The sequence below is a fragment of the Brevibacillus sp. BD137 genome (assembly GCF_041644655.1).
Classification (GTDB): domain Bacteria; phylum Bacillota; class Bacilli; order Brevibacillales; family Brevibacillaceae; genus Brevibacillus; species Brevibacillus brevis_D.
In genome coordinates this window covers 347,354-368,329 of record NZ_JAOTNO010000002.1, presented here as the reverse complement: position 1 = coordinate 368,329, position 20,976 = coordinate 347,354, and the positions used below count along the sequence as shown (strand labels likewise).

Sequence of the window (20,976 nt, the reverse complement as noted above, 5' to 3'; positions counted from 1 at the left end):
TAAATTAGGGATAATATTTACTATAATACATATTTAATTTGTTAATGACGCTATCGATTATATCATAGTGTCAATTCGTGTTCAATTTATTTTTTTGTTACCGTTCGGCTGCGCTGAACACTGGCCCGGATTGTGGACAGTTTCAACAAAACATCGCGGAGGTAAGCTGCCAGGAGATGACCCTTTTTTCATCAGGGTCATCTTTTATTTGTCCACTGGCGCTCTGAATTGTAATGGGTTACGTGGAAGCAGCATTTCAGGCACACGGACATCCGCTTGTCTTTCATGTCCGTGTGCCTGATGCCATTTATTTTTCATATGCATCGGGATATACCAGCTTGGCGAGATATTCCAAATGTCTGATCAATTTTCAAACCTGGCGAAGTGAGCAGAATTTGACTGGTAACCAGAGCGTCTTTCAAATTCGCATGAAAACGAGGTCAGCGCAAACGTAATCTTGCTTTTCATTTGCATTCCTACCTTCATTCAGCTTTTTGGATGAAAGGACTAGCTCCATGCTCGTCAAAGCGAATATCGTATTCCATGAATTTTGCCGTATCTGCTGCTACTTTCGTTCCGAGCAATCGACTTACCATATGAAAGGCCATATGGATGCCCGCAGAAATGCCTCCGGAAGTGACGATCCGATCCTCATCGACAAATTTGACACCTTCGACGACAGTTACTTTGGGGTATTCGCTTCTCATGCTATCCAGGCTTGCCCAATGCGTTGTCGCCCGTTTACAATCAAGCAATCCGGCCTCGGCCAGTAGCAAAGCACCTGTACAAACGGATGTCATCCATTGAACCTCTTCAGAGTGCATACGGATCCAATCGAGCAATACTTTGTTGTGGATCTCTCGCCTGGTTCCTGCTCCTCCCGGAATAACTAGCAAATCATACGAAGGAGCGGTATGTATGCTATAGTCGGGTATTACCTTTAAACCGTTTCTCGCTGTGATAAAATGACCTGATTCCGTAATCGTGGTTACTTGGAAAGGCTTACATTCATTCGTTTGACCGCGATTCAGCGCCGTCACGGAAAACACTTCAAACGGACCCGCAAAGTCAAGCACTTCAACGTCGTCAAACAACAAGATACGATCTTCCAAGGTTGCATAAATACCCCTCCTATCATCGTTCATGCTTTGGCATGGATTTGCGGCAAACCATCATCTGCAAATGCAATTGAAAAACAATTTCTATGCCCACATTATATAGAGCGGCCTAGGAAGGTAGAATGACTCACAAGAGCTATTGATGTGGCTATTATGTGAAGTTTTGTTGTCTGGTTTCGCATCACATGAAAGGCATACAAGCATGAACAAAAAAACCAGCCAAATATAAATTTGAGCTGGTTTCGATTTGTTCCTATTTAATTAAGCCTTTGGAACGAGCTTTCGTGAGATATGATGGGAACTCGGCAAGAGAACGTTTGAACAACTCCTCGTCTGAGATCCGATCAAGATCGGTGCAAGTAAAGAAGTTTGCGTTATCGATAAATCGTCCCTGAAGGTTATCGAGCTTATTCAAAAATTGAAATTTTTCATTTCCGATCCCAACGAATTGCCAAAAAATGCCCAATTTAGATGCTTCCCGAATGACTAATTCCGTCTCATCCTTATCGCCATTATCCCCATCTGTAAGAAAGTAAACGTATACTGGTTCACTGTTCTGGTAATGCGCTTTATACGCATTCTGGTCAATTGAAAACTTTTGCCCACCAAATAGCTTTCCGAAGAACCCTCCACCGGAGGAACCCTCAAAAGCTTGCGGGTAATACTTTTTCGTAATGCGTTTCATTACCCCCGCGTAATTTGTATAACCCTCAAGCTGATATTTCTTGACAATGTGATCATTTACGTAGTTGAAGAAATCCCTTTCAGACAGTTCTCCTACTTCGTAATCATTTTTGCCAAACAGAAAGATGTCAATCGAGCGATTATCATCAAACTTCACACCAAGCGCAAGCAAACGCTCAACAGCTCGTTGGACTACTCCATTTTTGTATAGAGCATGCATCGAACCAGAAATATCAATAGCTAGTGCGACCCGAGCTGTTTGACCATTCAACCCGACTTTAGTAATGGCTTCATCAGCCTTTTTCTTCAGACTAATAAAGTTCTCTTCTGCTTTCTTTTTCAAATCAATAGACACCAAGATCACTTCCTTTTAATTATGTACACACTTTTGGTTGATTCATAGAAATATGTAGAATCTATTAAACAAATTGTACCATAAAATGCTAAAATCAAGTATATATAGGGAACCGAACCCATCGTTCCTCCCCTATTAATGGCTCTCTTATTTGAGAATTTTTTGTCGAAAGTCGAAATAGACATCTTTACATATTTTTTTGTCATGTTATATATGGGGTACAAGGTTTCCGACAAACAAGTAAGAAAGAGAGGATAAATGATGAAAAAAAGAGTTAGATACAGAAAAAGATATGCATTCCTTGGTGCTATAACGGGATACTTCTTAGCTTTACTTGCATCCACAATACTTCCGACTTTTATCATGTTAGCCATACCGTTGCTAACAGCAGCCATAGGGTTTGTCTTAGGTGAAAAGAAAGAGCAGCGATTCAGTGGGATTACGGTACCAGAACCGGACCAGAGAATTACTTCTACTGAAACGGGGAGTGAACAAACGAAAAAGGAACTGGAATCTACCTATTCATCAGAAATACGAGAGTATCTACAAGTTATTAAGGAAATTGTGATTAACGAAAATGAAAAGCGCAACCTCGATGATGAAATATCCGAAAAGACAATAAACCTTTGTTCTAAGATCGATACTCTCCTCCCCTACATAGAAACGCTCGGTAGTGCGCAAACGAAGCATGATATTAAAATGCTCGTCATGAAAGACTTGAATAGTGTCATCAACCCCTTCTTGAGGCTGAGTGTTGAAAACAAGCTGAAGAATAGACGTAAATTATTAGACGGTCTCCGTGACATCAACCTAAAGCTGAAAGTGATCTCTACATCTATTGAACAACACGACATCTATGAGTTGGAGAGAAAGCTTACTCTTATCACCGAAAAATATAATGCCAAAGAAATTTACTAATCACCTTTAAGGAGCGTGTTATAGCAATGACGACACAGGCTATCCAATTAGTTAAACAAGAAGACATCATCAAGATCCAATCGGAAGCAGAAAATGTGGTGCGCCAGCTGCAAACGGATAATCAAAGCCAGATGGATTCAATTTTGGAGCAGCTGGGTAATTTGGGCGAAAGCACCCAACGAAATGCCGCTGAATCTCTCGAAATTCTAAAACGACCTGTGAAAGATCTGATGGAAGGGAAAAACAATGATATTCCCAATACGCTCTTAAAGCTTCGTTCTTGCACAGAAGAATTGAATCCGAATAAAATCTTTCAAAGCGGTGGGATCAGCAATCTCTTCAACAGAATCTTAGGGAAAAACCCTATTTCCCAATATATTCGAAAATATGAATCCGTTCGTACGCAAATTGATAACATCATTGCCTCCTTGCTTAATGGCAGTGACAAGTTAAAAGAAGATGTCATTAACCTGAAATACATTAAGAAAAAATCCGGTGAAAATATTTATGAATTAGAGAAACGGATTTACTTCGGTAACAAGTTGCTTGAAATGCTTGAAGTTGAAAGCAATAAGCCTGAAAATCAACTCCGCAAACCCGAATTTGAAAAAGCAATGGTCAAAGTCGTAACAAGAGTAAAAAATATGAGTCAAATGATCAACATTTTACAACAATCCATCGCTTCTGTTGATGTTATTGCGGACAATAACGAAAAGTTAGATGAAGCTGTCTTTAACGCGATTACGATGACGCAAAATGTTGTTACAGTGTCCGCTGCCATTCAGTTGGCCTTGAATAATCAGAAGAAGGTAATCGAAGCTGTACAAAATACCAATCAGGCCATTGAGGATATGCTGGTAGCCAATGCTCAAAGCTTAAAACAGAATACACAAGAAATCACCTCGATGCTGGAGCAACCAAGTATCGCAATCAATAAACTGCAGCAGGCATTTAATGATGTGTATAGCGCAATCCAAATTACCGAAGATTCAAATCGAAGAATTATCGATTCTAGCAAAAACTTCATCCAAGAGATGGATAAGCTCAACGCAGACATGAGAGTAAAACTCGGTATGGCAGATGCAAATCAACTTTCTGCACCAGGCAATCAGCAAACCTCACTTCTACAGTAACTAAAAAAAGAGGAAACCAAGTGATCTTTGCTTGGTTTCCTCTTGTCTTTCCTTGGCGACCTGACGTTGCTAGGTAAGCAGTGTTAAGCGCATAGCATAGAATAATCCTCCCAACTACGTTAATCCAATCTTGTCTTAGTTGTTTTCAAGCGGTTTCTATGTTTTAAGAAAAACTGCTTCTTCTTGTTTTGATTACTCTGTTTGGAGGGATCAGACCTCAATTGATTAGTGTCATCCTCGACGGGAACCAATAGCGAATCCATGAACTCTTTGGTCAGGATATACGGTTCATAGGCAAGCGGAACTTTTGTTACCTTGCTCGTCAATTCATCAAGGGCTGCAAGATCATCAAGGCCAACTTGATGAATAGATGTTTTTCCCAATGCAAGAATCGCGACTTTCATTTCTTCCACAAAAGACGTAAGAAAGTTCTCTAAATACTTTGCTGCTTCTTGCTCATCAAATTGAGCAGTTAAACTTCCCGGATAAAAAACAAGTTGAGTAGGAGGTTCCCAAGGAATTGCTTTTGTTACCTGATCATGCGTCATCGCCCAAAGGAGTGCCGTCCCCATGTAGACACCATCAACGCCCAACGCAAATGCTTTCAAGCAATCAGATGGCGTGAAGTATCCTCCTCCGCTTAACAGGGTGATTTTTTCCTTCACACCGCGTTTTTGTAAGTAATGTACGGCACGTGAAACGGCATAAATGGTGGGAATTCCAAAATCGTCCTCCAGGATGGGAGGTCCGCCCTTAGATCCTGCCTGTCCGCCATCGATGCTCACAAAATCAACCCCTGCAAAAATGGCGACTTCTAAATCGGCTTCAATCTTTGCGCTTGCACATATTTTAACTCCAATGGGGATTCCACCAGTAAGGGCGCGCAGATGATCAACTACTTTGCGAAGATCTTGCGGTTTATTGATATCCTTATGCCTGGAAGGAATCACGACATAATCATCATTCTCCACTTTCATGATTTTTCTGGCTCTTCCCTGAACATACTCCGAAGGGATAAAACTCCCCGCACCAGCAATAGCCCCTTGCCCGATATGGATTTCGATTGCATCGGCCTGTTTGAGAATTTCTGGCTCTTTTGACCACTTACCGCTGTGGTATTGAATAATTAGATGTTTGGCGTTTTGTCTCTCTTCGGGTAAAAACCCCCCTTCACCCGTATTCGTTAATGTGCCGACTGCAGCAGTTCCTTTTGCAATCGCTATCTTTGTTTTCTCTGACACACCAATCCCATATCCCATTCCTCCTGCCATAATGGGTATTTCCAGCGACAAAGGTCTTTTTGCCTGAGGTCCGATGGTAATCCGCATATCTATATCTACATCTTCAGGGGTGACTAACGTGGCCAGTTGTGCCGGTGAAAAGATAAGTCCGTCGTAAGTAAGAAATTTACGCGGACTCCCAAACGGTCTTTCAATGACTGCCCCTTCTGAAGCTCGCAAGCTATTTTCAATCAAAATTCTTGGTGGCAGGCGAGTCAAAGCCGTTATCATTTCCCAAATGTTTTCGGGATACCGTTCATTCATTAGCCGCTTCGTGAACCGGCCAATGATCCATTGCAGCAACGACCTGGAATAAATAAACGCTAAAATTCCTGAAAATAGAATGGCTGTCATTGTACCCGTAAATGATCCGATGTCAAAAGACATCCATTTACTTCCCATTATACGTCTCCCCTTCGATACTGTTAGCAGTAGCGTACATGTAGATAAGAATGATCCATGCGCAGGTTAGCGATAGTAGCCGGATTTTCAAGAATTTTGTGTTTTACCATCGTTTGGCTAACAGCAGTCTCGTATTCTTTTTTTCCTGCCCGTAGTATAAGCCAGTTAGACAAGTTTATTCTCAAAAAAACGTCGTTGAGCAGTACATCCTGAGACAAACAGATGCTCCGGTGCGAGGCTATCGGCGAAAAATGCAAAAGAAGCTGTCGCGATGCGACAAGCTCCTAGAAATCCATTTGATTAAAATTTGAATGATCGAAGACAACGCTTTGGCCAGCAAGTAAAACCGGTGCCGTGTCACCTCGAAGTAACACTGCCGTTCAATATTCAGACTAATGCTGTATAGCTCTTCTCTGTATTTTTTGATTTCGAAATCCGGAATCTGCCAATTCTAGTACAAACTCTAATGTCTTAAATGGGAGAGGAGTTTGGGACTAATGTGGTCGACCGACCGCCGTCATGCAGTGAAACACCACGCGCTGGGAGCTGTGCGCGGTGCGCGGTGCGAAAAAAATAACCTAGGTTTGTCGCTGTTTGATTAGAAGTAGTCATTGTATAATTCTTGCTGCTGTTCCTCTGCAATGGTCTGTAAGTCATATGCGTTAATTCGAAACAACTGATAATCGCCAATTTCCGCTTTTTTTGCGGCAAGCTTACTTAAAAATTTCGGGGAGCCTTCGTTTTCTTCATCGTAAACTAACAAGATACCATCTGAATTCGATAGCAAAAATTTGTCTTTCTCTCCAAGCTGCCAAACTCCTTGGTAAGGTGTTTGATAGACACTATTGATATAATCGGCTTGCGTCACAATATTTCGGTAGTAATCCTGGGTTTCTTCTTTCCACTTTTCCTCTTGATTCAAAAATGGAGTAATTACCGCCAGTTTTAGATGTGGATACTCCTTTTTTAATTCCAGAACAGTTTCGGCTGCCCACATTTCTACCCCGAGCTGACCTGATATGATGACCCATTCCAACTCTTCCTCAAGGAATCTTACGAGCTCCCGCTCCAGTGCTTTCTTTATAATTGCTAATCCTGGATTTTTTTCATTAAATATTCCAAGCTCGTGAGCCTTGTATCCTGAGACAAATAACCGTTTTAACATGATACCACCTCATGTCGCTGATCCTTTTTATCATCAAATTAAAATTTGAATATCAATTATAACAAGATCTGTCTGTTCTCGATATACCTAATTCCATTAGTAGGATCGAGGCAATATATGAGTCTGATTGAATAATAAAAGGGACCATCTGGCCCCCTTCCCTCTAATTCTTTCTCAGCTTTTGGCTTTATCTTCATTATTTCTTCTACATCTTCTTTGCTGATGCTCTTCGGTGAGCTGATGCTCTTCGGTGACATGACAAGAATGTCTGACCATTCTTTAAACCTATCAATATGTTTTGGAGGAACACCGAGTAGATTGGATTGTAAGAATCGATTTCTTTCGCTCCACCTTTCATTAGACCAAAAGGTATAAATACTGAGTCACTCGATCCATTCATTGAATATTGTCCTCCTTATTATCTGCCATAAAAATGAACCCCCTAAAGTTCATCGGTAAAACCACGGGGGGGTTTCCAATGTCTAGTGTAAGGGGTGCGCTTTAAAGTGGATACGAGCCGATCTGATAAAAAGTACTAGTTGAATAGACCGTTCTAAACGGCAAAAATCACCGAATGGTTGCCGCGGTAAGTCCGATGAATCGAATCATTGGTGGGCAGCCCCTACTATGAACCATTCGAGAGCTTCTGAAAATTCATGAGGAAGCTCTGACACCAGGAGGAAGGTACACATCTCGGTTACGATCCGTTCTCTGTTTTGCCCGTATTTCTCAGCGAGCAGAGCTAGCTGCTCCCAATCACTGAGCTCCTTTTGAAAGGCAGCTCGATCCAATGGGCGGCCGTGCGATTCCACGAAAAGGATTGCTTCAGACTGGTACGCTTGCTTCAACACGTGCAGAAAACGGGAGGCTGTATAACTGCGCGGTCCGCCATAAACAGAGGGCCCCAAGGCATCTCCCAAGAACAGAGTTTGATCCTCTTTTACGTACACATAGCACGAATCTTCCGAATGATCCCCTCCGACAAGGTTCACCTGACATGTCACGCCACCAAGGTCGATCGTAATCGATTCATCGAATAGGATATCCGGCTCGACTATTCGGATCAAGTCCCGGTTCTTACCGTACTCTTTTTTGATGTTCGCCATCGTGCTGGCATTGATGATCTTCTCCGTACAGAGCTGTTCCATGACTTCATCCGACCAATTCAGCCCCATCAGCTTGCTCAATGAATGTACGGTTTTTGTCTGCGCGATGGTAGGTAGATCCCATTCTGACATTCCGAATGTATGATCCCAGTGCCAATGAGTCAGTATGAGCAGATCTGGAAGACGAACGCCTAGCCTTTGCAACTCCTGACGAAATAACGCGGCATGCGCCGGTGAATTTCCCGCGTCAATCAAGAGAGTTTTTCTTGCCCCTGTAATGGCTGCTAGGATGGGGCGATCCGTGTCATGACTTGCATGCATAATTAAGATATGCTCGGTAATCTGTTCAATCGTGGACATTTCCTTCTCCCCTTTCCATATACGCCGATGTAATTTTCTCTCTACAGAATAGTAGAGTAATATTTTCCATGTTATCACACAACACTTCCCCCTCGCTCAAACAAAAACGCCCGTGTTACCAGGCGTTTTTGTACATACTCCGAGAATTCCCGTATGTTAGTTGTCTCACGTTTATGCGAATCACGAATCCAAGAGAAGTTGACGAGTGGAAAGACAGACGTAAACCTAACTAAGAGGGGTATCCTAGGAGAAATTCAATTTCTAACTCTAAGTTGAAATAAGCACAATAAAGCCTAATTACCGTGGGGTAATTAGGCTTTACAATTATCGCAAGTTCTAGTTGCGGACATATGCCTCAAGCAAGGCAATCATTTCTGGATCTGCCCTTCTTCTAGCTTCCTCCAACGGAGTCATAAAAGTGTTTGGATAATCTGGGTGGTAAGGAGTCGAAAGATTGGGATTTGCTCCATGATCCAATAACAACTTCGCGATGTCTACTCTATCATCCTGTACTGCATGCATTAGTGGTGATCGATAGTTCTGATAATTTAAATCAGGCTCAGCACCATACTTTAGTAACTCGGCAATCATATTATAATTCTCAATTGCCCAGGTGATTGCTGAGTAATTTCCATCCAGGAGATTAGGATTTGCTCCATGTTCAAGGAGGAGTTTAGCCATTTCCAAATGGCCTCTCATAGCTGCGGCATGAATGGGACGACTCTTGTTTCCTACCTTCACTTCTATGTATGCATTTGGGTCCATTCCAGCTTTCAAATATAACTTCATCATGTCTATTTTATTTTCCAATGCTAGATCATTAAAAATTAAGGCGTTAAATTGCTTCCTAGAATCGGCTATTTCTTGTCTTGCCTTCCTTGCTTCTTCTGAAACCAGTTGATCATCTGCAATGGCAACTATCTTATCTCCCTTTGTAAGTCTAATTACTTGATCATAATCGAGATTCATCGATACTTCAGATTGATTAGATTTATCTTTTCCGGACTTTGCCACTTGATTAGATACTTCATCTTTAGCTTTACTTAAGCTTGGCGTTCCGTCTTGATTTCGAACGTCAAGGTTTGGATGGCTTTCCTTTTTCAGATTAGGTGCTTTATCCGCTGCGGTTTTTTGGTCCTGAGCGTTCGAATTTGAATTTGATGATAACGACTTACTCCCAGTCATGCTCTGTAAAACAATCACCCAAATGGATAAGCAAATTACTACAACTGATCCTAAAAGTAAACTTCGTTTCAATTTAATTGACATGTTTTCTGCCCTCCCGATAAAATAGCAGGTAGATTATACCATAACCATTATAGATTGACCCACAACGTTAATATGGATTTATCACTGGTTTGGCTTGCTCTTACTGATGATGGCGCATTTATAAGAGAAAAGGCCCCACTTGAGAGAAGAGCTCCCAGGCAAGGCCTTTTCGTCCGTTTAGAGTTTTCGAGTGAAGAAAGATAATTAAGCGAGCTTGGCGCGATAGTCATCTATGATTCGATGCTCCATTTTTTCCTGTAGCTGGTCGGTCATTTCCTGGCATATCTGGTTGTATTCCCAATCCGATATCTGAAAAGCAGGAGGAGCATCTTTATGAAGTAGCATGGCGATCCGCATATGAGTCGCAGGGTGTGTCGTGTCCATGCTTTGTTGATTTCTTTCCAGAATGCGAACTATGCGCATTTTTTCCTTTCCAGGCAGCTTTGAAAAAGCCACATGCAAGTGCTGACCCAGTGTCATACTTTGCTTCTGCAAGGAATGTCTCGCGATCAGTGGCTCCACCACATCGTTCATGTGGATGATCTGCAACAGGGAAATAAGATGCTGACTGCCTGCAAGCTGAGCCGCCATACGATCCGCCTCATATTCAGCACGTTGACTCTGATTCCAATAAAGATGAATGAGAACAGCCAGCAAATGATAGGGAATCCAAAGTAGAAGCCGCATGATCCCTCTGCTGAGCGTGGCGATGAAAGAAAAATGGTATTCATCATCGTCGTCTTTGATTGGGTCAAGCAAATCGCACCAATTGAGGAGAATACGCTGTGCATGCGATACCAGAGCGCTCCGCCTAATGTCATTGTTTCGGCAATGAGCCAGCTCATGGGCAAGCAGTGCGGTCAACTCTCCCGATGTGCACGCAAACAATAGCGGATAACCGATGACAACTACCCTCGCTCTGCGCCATCCATATTCAGTGGTGTACGCCTCATAGTAAGGAGAGAGCGCGAACTGTATTCCTTTTCTGACCCCCATCTTTTGCGCCACGATTTCAAATATCTTCATGGTGGTTGGGTGTTCATCCGCATTCAAAAGAATGGCCATTTTCGGAAACGGATGGGGTCGAGGCCGTGACAACCATGCGAACAGGAGGATTAGCAGACAGATTATGAAGATAAAAGGGCTGCGATACCAGGCGAAAAGTCCGTACAAAGAAAAGAGAAAGCCTGCAACGGAACATCCGATAACGACTAGTGAGTACGCAGATGCCACTCTCTCGCTCACCCCCTGTTTGGTTACGAGCTCGGTGCCACCCTGTAGCTCTTTGAACAAGGCTTGGCCGTATGTATCACGCATTTTTCTCTCAAGGCGCTCCCAAGCGTTACCTTGGCGCTCTTTCAATGGGACGGCTAGATTCCAGTCACAATGTTCACACCAAAACGGATATCCTTCGTTTGCCTCGATTTGTGCTCCACAAGAAGGACAAGGTTTCACTTAATCATTCTCCCCTCTGCGCTTGTTTCGTTCACAAGGCGCTGTCTGACAGCATTCTACCACGAGTAACCGTTCCTGATAAGACGGTTTGGGAATAATTTGGATTTGATTGGGCATTTTTCCCGATATAATCCATCTGGCAATTGGAATAAGGTATTTTGTGATTGTTGGGAAACTATGTAGACTAGAAAATAATGCTTTAGACTTTGTCATTACGCAAACGGGCAGTTCAGAACAATAAACCCAAAAAGGGGAATTGAATATTTTACCGAATATTGAACATTTAGAGGGAATCTACTTAAAAGGGGTATTTTATTGAAGAACTATAAAATTAAGAGAGCAACCTTAGAAGATATGGAAACACTCAGCAACCTTTTGCAATTCTATATTTACGATTTCTCTGAGTTTATGGATCTACAGATTGAAGATAACGGGAAATTTGGTGAATATCCGTTAAACGAATACTGGACAGATTGCTCTAGGTTTCCCTATTTAATATCGCTACATGAGAAAATTGCTGGTTTCGTCTAGGTCAAATTGATTGATAGAGATGAAAATAACTCATACTTTTCGATTGTTGAGTTTTTTATTATGAAAAGATTTCGGAGAACAGGGTTAGGTAAACAAGTCGCTAAAGATATATTTGATATGCATAAGGGAACATGGGAAGTGTACCAAATAGATAGTAACGAGCCTGCACAACATTTTTGAAAAAAACAATTGAGGAATACACTGGAGGCAAATTTACTGAGCGAATAGAAATTGGAAGAAAGACACAAGTGTTTGTTAGTCGTTAGTCAGTGAGGAAAGATTAGCCATGTATTGCTTCATTTTAACGTTGAGTCTAAAACTAATTTTTAAAAATCTCGTGATATTGAAGACCGGAACTCCTTGTAGCATTAGGGGTTTCGGTCTAATGCTTTATTTAAACTGAACAGTCGGTGGAATTTTAATAAAGAGGATGCTGTTACGAAACTGTTTATCAGTTTTGTTGTATCCAAATTTTCTCCGATGAATTCCAGAGAAATACGGTATCCCTTCTGTTTTAGTTGATTACCTACCGTTACACCAATTCTCTATAATCACCTGTTCCAAATCGCTTAGCAGCACACTTAAATATCGGATTCAGTTCCGAAAATTGTTGAAGCTAGCATAAATAAAATGGAGGCTAAGCAGTTCAAGCTGCTTAGCCTCATAAAACGAGAATATTGAAAGACCTGCTAGTTTTTATCGATAATATTGCCTTTTGTCCTTTTCTTTTACGGATACTCTTAGTTTCCAAAGTTCTTGAGCCAATTGAAAAGCTTCTTTATCATTTCCTTTTTCAATGGCTATTTCCCTTGCTTTTAATAGAGCATTCGCAGCAGGAGATAGGTCAGGAGAATCCACAACCCATATTTTAAAATCATGTTGAAATGGGTCCGTGTCGCTCCAAGCATAATCATGCTTTCTAAATGCAGCACCTACTGTGTTTTTCGTAAGCTCTTGCTTAGAACGAAATAGTTCCTTCTCATCATGACCTAAAAACACCAACTGCTTTTTATCCATAAATACAAGGGAGATATCCTTCTTTTTAAAAAGAATTTCATCATCTCGAAGTTTACATGTAACTTTATCATCGTAGACAGACGTTTCTAAGCTTTCATGGAATGAGAGTAGAGTCAAGGCAATACCCGCAATCAGACCAAGGATCATCGTAACAATGCCTACCCATGCTCCATTATAGGAGGCAATTAGTTGTAAGGGTCCCTGGAAGGGTATCCACGGCAAAGAGCTGCCCCATTTAGCAATACTCGGAAGAAACCAGCCGAACACTAAACCGATAAGCGGGAAACCAAGCCACAAGATAACCTTATCCGTTTTTGAAAAATGTAATAATGTATGATTCTCGCTCATTTACAGTCTCCTTTTTTAGATAATACACTTGTAACGGTTTCTCTCCATACAGCTGATACATCTAGTTGAATGCCGATCAGCGGATAGTTTGATAAGTTATCGAGTGTTAACGCTAATACACATGCTTTTTCACGTAGTCCTTTTGAATCAGTGTGACCAAATTCTTCACCTTTTTGTAGTAATCGAAAAAAACCGTCAATAAAGCCTTCCTGAATGGCCTTCATTTTTAATCGGTACTCTTTATTATGGGAAGATTCTCGGTTTCCATATAAAAGAAACTCATTTAATACCTGTACAACAAGCATTTGTGCATCTGTAGGCTCTTCACCTAACAATTGCAAGCCGTCACGAACCATCTTCTCTACAAAATTCTTTTTTGTATACTCATGAATCTGAAAGTATTGTTCAAAACTATATCCATCTAAAATCCATGCGAATACAGCGTCTATTAGTTCCTCTTTCGAAGCGTAATAATAATAGATGGATGGCTTCTGTATGCCTACAGACTGAGCAATCATGGAAAGGGAAGCTTTTTCAATTCCATACTGCCCGATCAACCATGTAGTCGTTTCAAGAATTTTTTGTCGTGTTGCTTCGCTTTTATTCATTTTTTCACCATTTTCTACCTATCGTTAGTTAGATAATAGCGCCTACTTCCGCTGACTGTCAAGATGATTCATCAGGGGATTCGCTTCCCAACATAAAAAGGAGCCGAGAGAATACGGGATAACCCCGTGCATTCTTCTCGGCTCCTCGCCTTGTTGCCTATCTCGTTTTTACCACAAACTCAATGCTTCCGAGGCCACCCCATTTGGCGACTACCACGTCCCCTTCCCGTAGCTGGTGGGAACCGGTAATGCCCCCGGACAATATCAAATCTCCCTTGTGCAGCTTGCGTCTTTCGCGAGCAAGCATGTTCGCCAGCATCGCGACCGCGTGGGCCGGATGACCGAGAACCGCCGCACCAGCGCCCAAGTCTTTGAGCTCGCCATTGATCGAAAGAGTAACGCCAACCAAATCGAGTTCAAGATCATCAGGCTTTCTCCAGGTCGATCCGATAAACACACGTGAAGATGAAGTATTGTCGGCAATGACATCCGGCAAGGAAAACTGGAACTGCGCATACCTGCTGTCGATAATCTCTAGTGCGGGAACCACATAATCAGTGGCTGCCAGGACATGACCCTCCGTGATACCTGGTCCTTCCAAATCCTCACGCAAAACAAAGGCGATTTCCGCTTCCACTTTGGGATGAATCAATTCATTGATCGGCAGAATGCCGTCCTCGATATTCATATAATCAAAAATGTAGCCACGAATCGGTTCGTGCACATTCATCTGCTTCATTTTTGCCTGACTGGTCAAACCCATTTTAGAGGCAAAGATTCGATGTCCCTGCACAAGCTTGAGGGAGACCAACTCATCTTGAATTCGATATCCATCTTCCACGGTCAGCTCAGGGTATTCAGCCGTCAGTTTCACGACCACCTCCCTATTTAACTCCGCATCCACCAGCTTCTGAGCCAACCTTTTGTACAATAGTTCCGATTGCACGCTGATCACCCCCTATCTGATTTTGGTAGAGCTGTACCGTTGGGCGATTTCCGCTGCGACATCCACGATCATGTCTTCTTGTCCGCCCACGACCTTTCGTCGTCCCAGCTCGATTAAAATATCTCGGGAGTCGATGCCGAATTTCCTGGCTGCACGCTCGGCATGAAGCCGAAAGCTGGAATAGACACCGGCGTATCCGAGAATCAGGGCGTCTCTGGTAATCTCCTGTGGTACTTGAAGAATCGGCGAAACGATATTCTCTGCCAGGTCCATCATTTTGTACAGATCGACGCCTGTCTGAATGCCCATACGATCCAATACAGCAAGAAGAACCTCGGTTTGTGTATTGCCCGCACCTGCCCCCAAGCATCGAACACTGCCGTCAATCCAGGTGGCACCCTCTTGAATGGCAACGAGTGTATTGGCCATGGCTAAAGACAAATTGTTGTGTGCGTGGAAGCCAACGGGAACATGCAAACATTGCTTCAATGCCCGGACTCGTCCCCCTGCTTGATCAGGTAGCAGAGCGCCAGCTGAATCGACGATGTACACGACATCGGCACCATAGCTTTGCATGAGTCTAGCTTGCTCCGCCAGTTTTTCCGGAGCAGCCATATGCGCCATCATCAAAAAGCCAGCTGTCGTCAAGCCAAGCTCTTTCGCTTGATAAATATGCTGTGCGGAAACGTCCGCTTCGGTTGCATGTGTGGCGATCCGTGCCATGCCTACCCCTAGCCCTGCAGCCGTCTTCAAATCTTTGATCGTGCCGATTCCCGGCAGCAGGAGCACGCCCACTTTCGCTTGTTTACAAACGGAAACGGCAGCCTCGATTAGCTCCAGTTCAGGGGTCCTAGATAGTCCATACTGCAGGGACGATCCGGCCAATCCATCTCCATGGGAGACTTCAATATACGGTACGTTCGCTTCATCTAATGCACGGGCCACCTCGAGTACTTGCTCCACGGTAAACTGGTGATTGATCGCATGGCTTCCATCTCGAAGAGCTACCTCAGTGATCACAATATCACGAGTCATTTGCGGTCCCTCCTTTCATTCATGGCTATAGCTACATACTCGTGCCGATGCCAACAACATGCTTGGCAAACTCCTCTGCTACCTTCACCGCTGTCGCCGTCATGATATCCAGATTGCCTGAATAAGTAGGGAGGTAGTCACCCGCGCCTTCCACTTCCAAAAAAACAGTGATTTTGTTTTCATCAAAAATCGGCTCTGAGCGCAGGCGGTAACCAGGAACATATGATTGAATATAGGCAACGGTCTGGTGAATAGCCTTCACGATCGCCTGCCGGTCCGCACCTTCGTCCACTACGGCATAGACCGTATCCCTCATCAGGATCGGCGGTTCCGCCGGATTCAGGATGATGATCGCCTTGCCTTTCTTCGCTCCGCCGATCGCTTCGATACCTTGTGCGGTCGTCTCCGTAAATTCATCGATGTTGGAACGTGTGCCAGGTCCCGCGCTTTTACTGGAAATAGTGGCCACGATCTCTGCATAACTGACTGGACTCACACTCCCTATCGCATGAACGATCGGAATCGTAGCCTGGCCGCCGCATGTGATCAGATTGATGTTCGTTTCATTCAAATGCGCACCGAGATTCACAGATGGTACTACGTAGGGCCCCACAGCAGCAGGCGTCAGATCGATGGCGAACTTCCCTGCCTCCCAGAGCGCCTTGGCATGCCGAATATGTGCTTTGGCTGACGTAGCGTCAAAGACGATATCTGCAAGATCCGCACCGCTTTCTATAAACGGTTGTAATCCGCCGTCGAATACGTAGTATCCAGCTGCCTTAGCTCTACGCAGACCATCCGAATCAGGATCGATTCCAATCATGGACGTCAGTTCAAGAAGTGGCGACCTTCCCAGCTTGATCATTAGGTCTGTTCCGATGTTACCCGACCCGAGTATGGCTACTTTTACTTTCCTCATACAGGCACTCCTTTCCTAATTTTTTACTTGCCAAACCTGACTCCTACGGAACCAAGTCCAGCAATCCGTGTATGAAATACATCGCCAGGCTTAGCTTCAACCGCAGCCGATAACGCACCGGACAAAATGATTTCTCCTGCTTTAAGTGTAATCCCTAATTCGTGCAGCTTGTTCGCTAACCACGCCACACAGGATGCGGGATTGCCCAATGCGGCGGCACCCACGCCGGTATTGACCAGCTCCTGATTTTTATAAAACGCCATCCCTACCAGAGGAAGATCCAAATCTTGCGGTTTCACGGGATGTCCACCCAGCACGTAGAAGCCCGACGATGCATTGTCCGCAATGGTGTCTTCGAGTTTGATTTGCCAGTTGGCTATACGGCTGTCCACGATTTCCAAGGCGGGGATTACATATTCTGTTGCCATCAAAACGTCATAGATGGTTACATGTGGTCCTTCCAGATCGCGCTTCAGCAGGAAGGCGATTTCTGCTTCTACCTTTGGCGAAAGGACATGCTCGAAAGGCAGTTCTCCGTTGTTTTCCACGACCATGTCGTCCAATAGATGTCCATAGTCTGGCTGTTCCACCCCAAGCAGTATCTGCATGGCACGAGAGGTCAGGCCGACTTTCTTCCCTGTAATCCTCGCGCCTTCTTTCACTTTTCGCTCAATCGTCTTCAATTGAACGTGATATGCCTCTATTTCGGTGATTGTCGGATCCAGTAAAGTGAGTGGCGCGACTCCCACGCCTTCACGACTCGCCGCCGCTAAATGATCGGCGAATCGCGTGATTTTTTCTATGTCCACACGGCTCCCTCCCTGATTTGCTGTCCTTCTCGCTATAATTTTAGGGTGACGGTCTTGACCTCAGAATAGAATTCGAAGCTGTGACGCCCACCTTCACGGCCAATCCCGCTGTCCTTGGCACCGCCAAACGGAGTACGCAAATCACGCACATACCAGCAATTGATCCATATAAGACCTGACTGTACTTGATCAGCTACGCGATGCGCGCGCCGCAGGTCGTTGGTCCAAACCACACCTGCCAGGCCGTAAGCTGAATCATTGGCGATCCGAATAGCGTCCTCTTCTGTACGAAATGGAATGATTACGATGACCGGACCGAAAATCTCTTCCTGCGCCACCCTCATTTTGTTGTCTACATCATAAAGAACGGTTGGCTCTAGGAAATTGCCGTCACCCAGCGCGCTGAGCCGTTTTCCGCCGTGACCGAGCTTGGCTCCTTCTTCCAGTCCGATCTGGATGTAGTGCTCCACCGTCTCCAAGTGACTGCGGGAAACCAACGCTCCCATATCTGTCTCTGGTTCCAGAGGATTTCCGACCTTAATTCTTTGAACGGCCGATACAAATTTGTCCAGAAACTCATCATATATGCTTTGTTGCACCAACAAACGCGAACCTGCCAGACAAATCTCACCCTGGTTGCGGAATATCGCCTCGACCGATCCTTTTACCGCTTCATCAAGATCGGCATCCTCAAATACGATATTGGCTGATTTGCCTCCCAATTCGAGCGATACGGGAATCAGATGCGAAGCGGCATTCCTCATAACGGTCTTGCCGGTGCTAGATTCTCCCACAAAAGAGATCCGGCGTACATGGGGATGCGTCGTCATCGCCGTCCCGACAGTCCCGCCCGGACCAGTGAGGATATTGAGCACGCCAGGAGGCAGACCTGCTTCATTGGCAATTTCTCCGAACATCACCGCCGAGAGAGGCGTGTACGAGGCTGGCTTTACAACGACGGTATTTCCTGCCGCTAAAGCCGCAGATGCTTTCCAGGTCATCTGCATGAAGGGCAAATTCCATGGAATGATCAGACTTGTCACACCTGCCGGAGCATATTTGGCGTAGGACATAAAATGGCGCATTTCATAATGCTCATGGACCATGTATTTGGCCATTTCGGCAAAAAATCGCAAATTTGCCGCCGCCCTTGGAATATCGAAGCCCCGACTTTCTTTGATTGGTTTGCCGACATCGAGCGTTTCCACCAAAGCGAGTTCGTCCACACGCTCCATCACCAGGTCAGCCATTTTGCAGAGAATCTTGGCGCGCTCATCTACAGGCATCTCACTCCAAACGCCTGACTCAAACGTACGCTGCGCCACGTCGATCGCCCTTTTTACATCCTGCTCACTTGCATTGGCCACAGAAGCCAGCTTGAGATTTGTCGCTGGGTTGATTGTATCGAAGGTTTCACCGGAAACAGCGTCCACGTAATCGCCGTCTATGAATAGCTTGGCGTCTTTTCGTACCTGGTTTTCCTTGGCGGTCTGACTCATGGGAATCCTCCTAATTCTCGATTTCCAAGATCATCTCTACTTCTACGGCGTTATTTAGCGGGAGCTGGGCCATCCCTACAGCGGACCGACCATGCCTGCCTTTGTCGCCGAATAGTTCTACCAACAAATCGGATGCCCCATTCATGACTGTAGGCTGATCGATGAAAGCTGGATCGCTGTTAACGAATCCGAGTATTTTGACCACTCGTTTGACTCTTCCCAGCTCCCCTAGCTCATGCTTGGCAACAGCCAGCAGATTGAGCATACACTGTCTGGCAGCTAGGTAGCCTTCCTCTATCGTGACATCCTGTCCCAGCTTCCCTCGATATTCGTTTGTCCCTTGGCCTGCCAGAAAGAGGAGATTGCCCGCTTGGACACAACCGACATAATTACCGGCCGACTGTCTCGGTTCGGGCAAAGCAAGGCCCATAGCCTGTAGACGTTGCTCCGGCGTTTCAGTCTGATGCTTCACAGTCCGTTCATCTCCTTTATGTTCAGGAAGCGAAGCGCGTTGTCACCCAGCAACGCCCGTTTCTGTCCATCCGTCAGCTCCAATGTATGATCGATGACTTCCCCGGGAGGTGTTTCACGAAGCAGGAAGGGATAATCCGATCCCATCATGATTTTATCTTCGCCAAAGCGCTTCATCATGTAATGGATGTTCAGTGGGTCGTACGTCAAGGAATCAAAGTAAAATTGTTTCGCGTACACACTGGGTGGTTGTTCGGTCAGACGCAGATGCGGCCATACCTTCCAGCCTTGGTCCAGCCTGGGTAGAATATAAGGAAAAGAGCCACCGCCATGGGCAAAGCAGATTTTCAGGCGCGGAAACCTCTCGATCACGCCTCCCAGGATAAGACTTGCTGCGGCAAGCGCTGTCTCGCTTGGCATCCCGACGGTGTACATCAGGTTGTGCCGCGGCATCCGTTCTCTCCCCAGCGTCTCCCATGGATGTACGAAGAGCGGCACATCCCATGTCTGACACCTCTCAAAAAAAGGAATCAGTCCCGGGTCGTCCAGATTGTTGCCATTTATGTTGGTACCGATTTCAATCCCTCTCAGGCCGAGCTCGTGCATGCAGCGATCCATTTCCCGAATGGCTGCCTCGGTGTCTTGCATGGGAACAGTACCCAATCCGATGAAATGCTTCGGATGCTGGTTGACCGTCTCTGCGATAAAATCGTTTTGAATCCGCGCCATCACTTCGGCTTCGGCTGCCTTGGCCCAGTAAGAAAACGTAACCGGAATGGGTGACAACACCTGCCTATCCACGCCTTCCTGCTGCATGTCATGAATCCGTTTTTGGGGATCCCACACCTGATCCGTCACTTCGCGAAAGACTTTTCCCCCGACCATGATAGTTGCCCCGCATGTGCAAGTGCGGTGCAGAACTGGCCAGCGCTCTCCATGAAATCGTTCAGTCAGGTTGGGAATATCCTCTGGAATAATATGGGTATGGAAGTCTACTCGCATTTCCACTCACTCGCTTCCGGAGGCATGACGTGCCCGCATTTTTGGCATGTACGCAGCTCCAGATTGCTGTTGAAGCCTTCGATTGCCTCTTTTACTTGCACCTCTATGTTAGTCAGTTGAATCCGTACGCGATGCATTTCGTGGTCGCAGTTTTCGCAGAACCAAGCAAAGTCCTCCAGTTCTCCCTCATTTCTGTTACGTTCTATCACGAGGCCGATCGTATCCGCTATCCGGTGTGGGGAATGCGGGACATTCGCAGGAAGAAGGAACATTTCGCCTTCTTTTACTGTGATGATCTCGCGCTTTCCATCCTGATTGATGATCTCGACAAAGCAATCGCCCTTGAGCTGGTAAAAGACTTCTTCGGATGGATCAATGTGAAAATCCCGCCGCTTATTCGGTCCTCCCACTACCATGACCATTAGTTCTGCATCTTTCCAAATCACTTTGTTATTCACTGGTGGCTTGAGCTGATCGATGTGATCCTCGATAAACTTCCACAAATGGATAGGTGCCCATGTACGCATGCTCTATTCCCTCCCTGTT

General features: G+C 44.9%; 19 protein-coding genes. 2 read left to right on the top strand and 17 right to left on the bottom strand.

Features of this window, described 5'->3' with window-relative positions:
• Positions 1–482 precede the first annotated feature (482 nt).
• Together ODZ53_RS05020 and ODZ53_RS05015 are read right to left on the bottom strand one after the other, a co-directional pair.
• Positions 483–1,112 carry a DJ-1/PfpI family protein gene (locus ODZ53_RS05020; RefSeq protein WP_372676174.1) on the bottom strand — a complete coding sequence of 210 codons (630 nt, stop codon included), beginning with the start codon at positions 1,110–1,112 and terminating at the stop codon, positions 483–485.
• A gap of 259 nt (positions 1,113–1,371) precedes the next feature.
• Positions 1,372–2,157: a VWA domain-containing protein gene (locus ODZ53_RS05015; protein WP_372676173.1), complete on the bottom strand. Its 786-nt coding sequence runs from the start codon at positions 2,155–2,157 to the stop codon at positions 1,372–1,374.
• 258 nt (positions 2,158–2,415) lie between these two features.
• Here ODZ53_RS05015 and ODZ53_RS05010 point away from each other — a divergent pair, with 258 nt between their 5' ends.
• Complete coding sequence (locus ODZ53_RS05010) at positions 2,416–3,075, top strand: UPF0016 family protein (protein WP_253721086.1); 660 nt, start codon at positions 2,416–2,418, stop codon at positions 3,073–3,075.
• A 26-nt stretch (positions 3,076–3,101) separates the two neighbouring features.
• Positions 3,102–4,208 carry a toxic anion resistance protein gene (locus ODZ53_RS05005; RefSeq protein ID WP_372676172.1) on the top strand — a complete coding sequence of 369 codons (1,107 nt, stop codon included), beginning with the start codon at positions 3,102–3,104 and terminating at the stop codon, positions 4,206–4,208.
• A gap of 119 nt (positions 4,209–4,327) precedes the next feature.
• On the opposite strand, the gene ODZ53_RS05000 is transcribed toward ODZ53_RS05005, so the two are convergent.
• From ODZ53_RS05000 to ODZ53_RS04930, 15 genes are all read right to left on the bottom strand, one after another.
• On the bottom strand, positions 4,328–5,890 hold the full coding sequence (locus ODZ53_RS05000; RefSeq protein WP_372676171.1) for an FMN-binding glutamate synthase family protein: 1,563 nt from the start codon (positions 5,888–5,890) through the stop codon (positions 4,328–4,330).
• Positions 5,891–6,488: 598 nt separating this feature from the next.
• The gene (locus ODZ53_RS04995) at positions 6,489–7,055 is read right to left on the bottom strand and encodes an SLOG family protein (RefSeq protein ID WP_372676170.1); all 567 of its coding nucleotides are present in this window, start codon (positions 7,053–7,055) and stop codon (positions 6,489–6,491) included.
• A 605-nt stretch (positions 7,056–7,660) separates the two neighbouring features.
• Positions 7,661–8,521, bottom strand: coding sequence for an MBL fold metallo-hydrolase (locus tag ODZ53_RS04990; protein ID WP_372676169.1), 861 nt, complete (start codon positions 8,519–8,521; stop codon positions 7,661–7,663).
• Between the two features lie 336 nt (positions 8,522–8,857).
• A complete protein-coding gene (locus tag ODZ53_RS04985; protein WP_372676168.1) occupies positions 8,858–9,790 on the bottom strand; it encodes an ankyrin repeat domain-containing protein in 933 nt (310 codons plus the stop codon).
• 204 nt (positions 9,791–9,994) lie between these two features.
• Positions 9,995–11,245, bottom strand: a complete 1,251-nt coding sequence (locus tag ODZ53_RS04980; RefSeq protein WP_372676167.1) for a M48 family metallopeptidase — start codon at positions 11,243–11,245, stop codon at positions 9,995–9,997.
• Positions 11,246–12,472: 1,227 nt separating this feature from the next.
• Positions 12,473–13,141 (bottom strand): YqeB family protein, encoded by a 669-nt coding sequence (locus tag ODZ53_RS04975; protein ID WP_372676166.1) that lies wholly within the window; start codon positions 13,139–13,141, stop codon positions 12,473–12,475.
• Positions 13,138–13,749, bottom strand: a complete 612-nt coding sequence (locus ODZ53_RS04970; RefSeq protein ID WP_172138640.1) for a TetR/AcrR family transcriptional regulator — start codon at positions 13,747–13,749, stop codon at positions 13,138–13,140. Before ODZ53_RS04970 ends, ODZ53_RS04975 begins: the two co-directional genes overlap by 4 nt.
• Positions 13,750–13,906: 157 nt before the next feature.
• Positions 13,907–14,695 (bottom strand): 2-keto-4-pentenoate hydratase, encoded by a 789-nt coding sequence (locus tag ODZ53_RS04965; RefSeq protein WP_372676165.1) that lies wholly within the window; start codon positions 14,693–14,695, stop codon positions 13,907–13,909.
• A gap of 12 nt (positions 14,696–14,707) precedes the next feature.
• Positions 14,708–15,730: a 4-hydroxy-2-oxovalerate aldolase gene (gene dmpG, locus ODZ53_RS04960; RefSeq protein WP_372676164.1), complete on the bottom strand. Its 1,023-nt coding sequence runs from the start codon at positions 15,728–15,730 to the stop codon at positions 14,708–14,710.
• Between the two features lie 31 nt (positions 15,731–15,761).
• Positions 15,762–16,649 (bottom strand): acetaldehyde dehydrogenase (acetylating), encoded by an 888-nt coding sequence (locus ODZ53_RS04955; RefSeq protein WP_372676163.1) that lies wholly within the window; start codon positions 16,647–16,649, stop codon positions 15,762–15,764.
• A gap of 23 nt (positions 16,650–16,672) precedes the next feature.
• Positions 16,673–17,458 (bottom strand): 2-keto-4-pentenoate hydratase, encoded by a 786-nt coding sequence (locus tag ODZ53_RS04950; RefSeq protein WP_372676162.1) that lies wholly within the window; start codon positions 17,456–17,458, stop codon positions 16,673–16,675.
• Positions 17,459–17,490: 32 nt separating this feature from the next.
• Positions 17,491–18,957: an aldehyde dehydrogenase gene (locus ODZ53_RS04945; RefSeq protein ID WP_372676161.1), complete on the bottom strand. Its 1,467-nt coding sequence runs from the start codon at positions 18,955–18,957 to the stop codon at positions 17,491–17,493.
• Positions 18,958–18,967: 10 nt separating this feature from the next.
• Positions 18,968–19,429 carry a RidA family protein gene (locus ODZ53_RS04940; RefSeq protein ID WP_173605974.1) on the bottom strand — a complete coding sequence of 154 codons (462 nt, stop codon included), beginning with the start codon at positions 19,427–19,429 and terminating at the stop codon, positions 18,968–18,970.
• Positions 19,426–20,436, bottom strand: coding sequence for an amidohydrolase family protein (locus ODZ53_RS04935; RefSeq protein WP_372676160.1), 1,011 nt, complete (start codon positions 20,434–20,436; stop codon positions 19,426–19,428). Before ODZ53_RS04935 ends, ODZ53_RS04940 begins: the two co-directional genes overlap by 4 nt.
• On the bottom strand, positions 20,421–20,957 hold the full coding sequence (locus ODZ53_RS04930) for a 3-hydroxyanthranilate 3,4-dioxygenase (RefSeq protein ID WP_372676159.1): 537 nt from the start codon (positions 20,955–20,957) through the stop codon (positions 20,421–20,423). Before ODZ53_RS04930 ends, ODZ53_RS04935 begins: the two co-directional genes overlap by 16 nt.
• Positions 20,958–20,976 lie beyond the last annotated feature (19 nt).

Excerpts from the sequence above, each read along its gene's own strand:
- ODZ53_RS05010 (WP_253721086.1), top strand. The coding sequence starts at position 2,416 with ATGATGAAAAAAAGAGTTAGATACAGAAAAAGATATGCATTCCTTGGT.
- ODZ53_RS05005 (WP_372676172.1), top strand. The coding sequence starts at position 3,102 with ATGACGACACAGGCTATCCAATTAGTTAAACAAGAAGACATCATCAAG.
- ODZ53_RS05000 (WP_372676171.1), bottom strand. The coding sequence starts at position 5,890 with ATGGGAAGTAAATGGATGTCTTTTGACATCGGATCATTTACGGGTACA.
- ODZ53_RS04995 (WP_372676170.1), bottom strand. The coding sequence starts at position 7,055 with ATGTTAAAACGGTTATTTGTCTCAGGATACAAGGCTCACGAGCTTGGA.
- ODZ53_RS04990 (WP_372676169.1), bottom strand. The coding sequence starts at position 8,521 with ATGTCCACGATTGAACAGATTACCGAGCATATCTTAATTATGCATGCA.
- ODZ53_RS04985 (WP_372676168.1), bottom strand. The coding sequence starts at position 9,790 with ATGTCAATTAAATTGAAACGAAGTTTACTTTTAGGATCAGTTGTAGTA.
- ODZ53_RS04975 (WP_372676166.1), bottom strand. The coding sequence starts at position 13,141 with ATGAGCGAGAATCATACATTATTACATTTTTCAAAAACGGATAAGGTT.
- ODZ53_RS04970 (WP_172138640.1), bottom strand. The coding sequence starts at position 13,749 with ATGAATAAAAGCGAAGCAACACGACAAAAAATTCTTGAAACGACTACA.
- dmpG (WP_372676164.1), bottom strand. The coding sequence starts at position 15,730 with ATGACTCGTGATATTGTGATCACTGAGGTAGCTCTTCGAGATGGAAGC.
- ODZ53_RS04955 (WP_372676163.1), bottom strand. The coding sequence starts at position 16,649 with ATGAGGAAAGTAAAAGTAGCCATACTCGGGTCGGGTAACATCGGAACA.
- ODZ53_RS04945 (WP_372676161.1), bottom strand. The coding sequence starts at position 18,957 with ATGAGTCAGACCGCCAAGGAAAACCAGGTACGAAAAGACGCCAAGCTA.
- ODZ53_RS04930 (WP_372676159.1), bottom strand. The coding sequence starts at position 20,957 with ATGCGTACATGGGCACCTATCCATTTGTGGAAGTTTATCGAGGATCAC.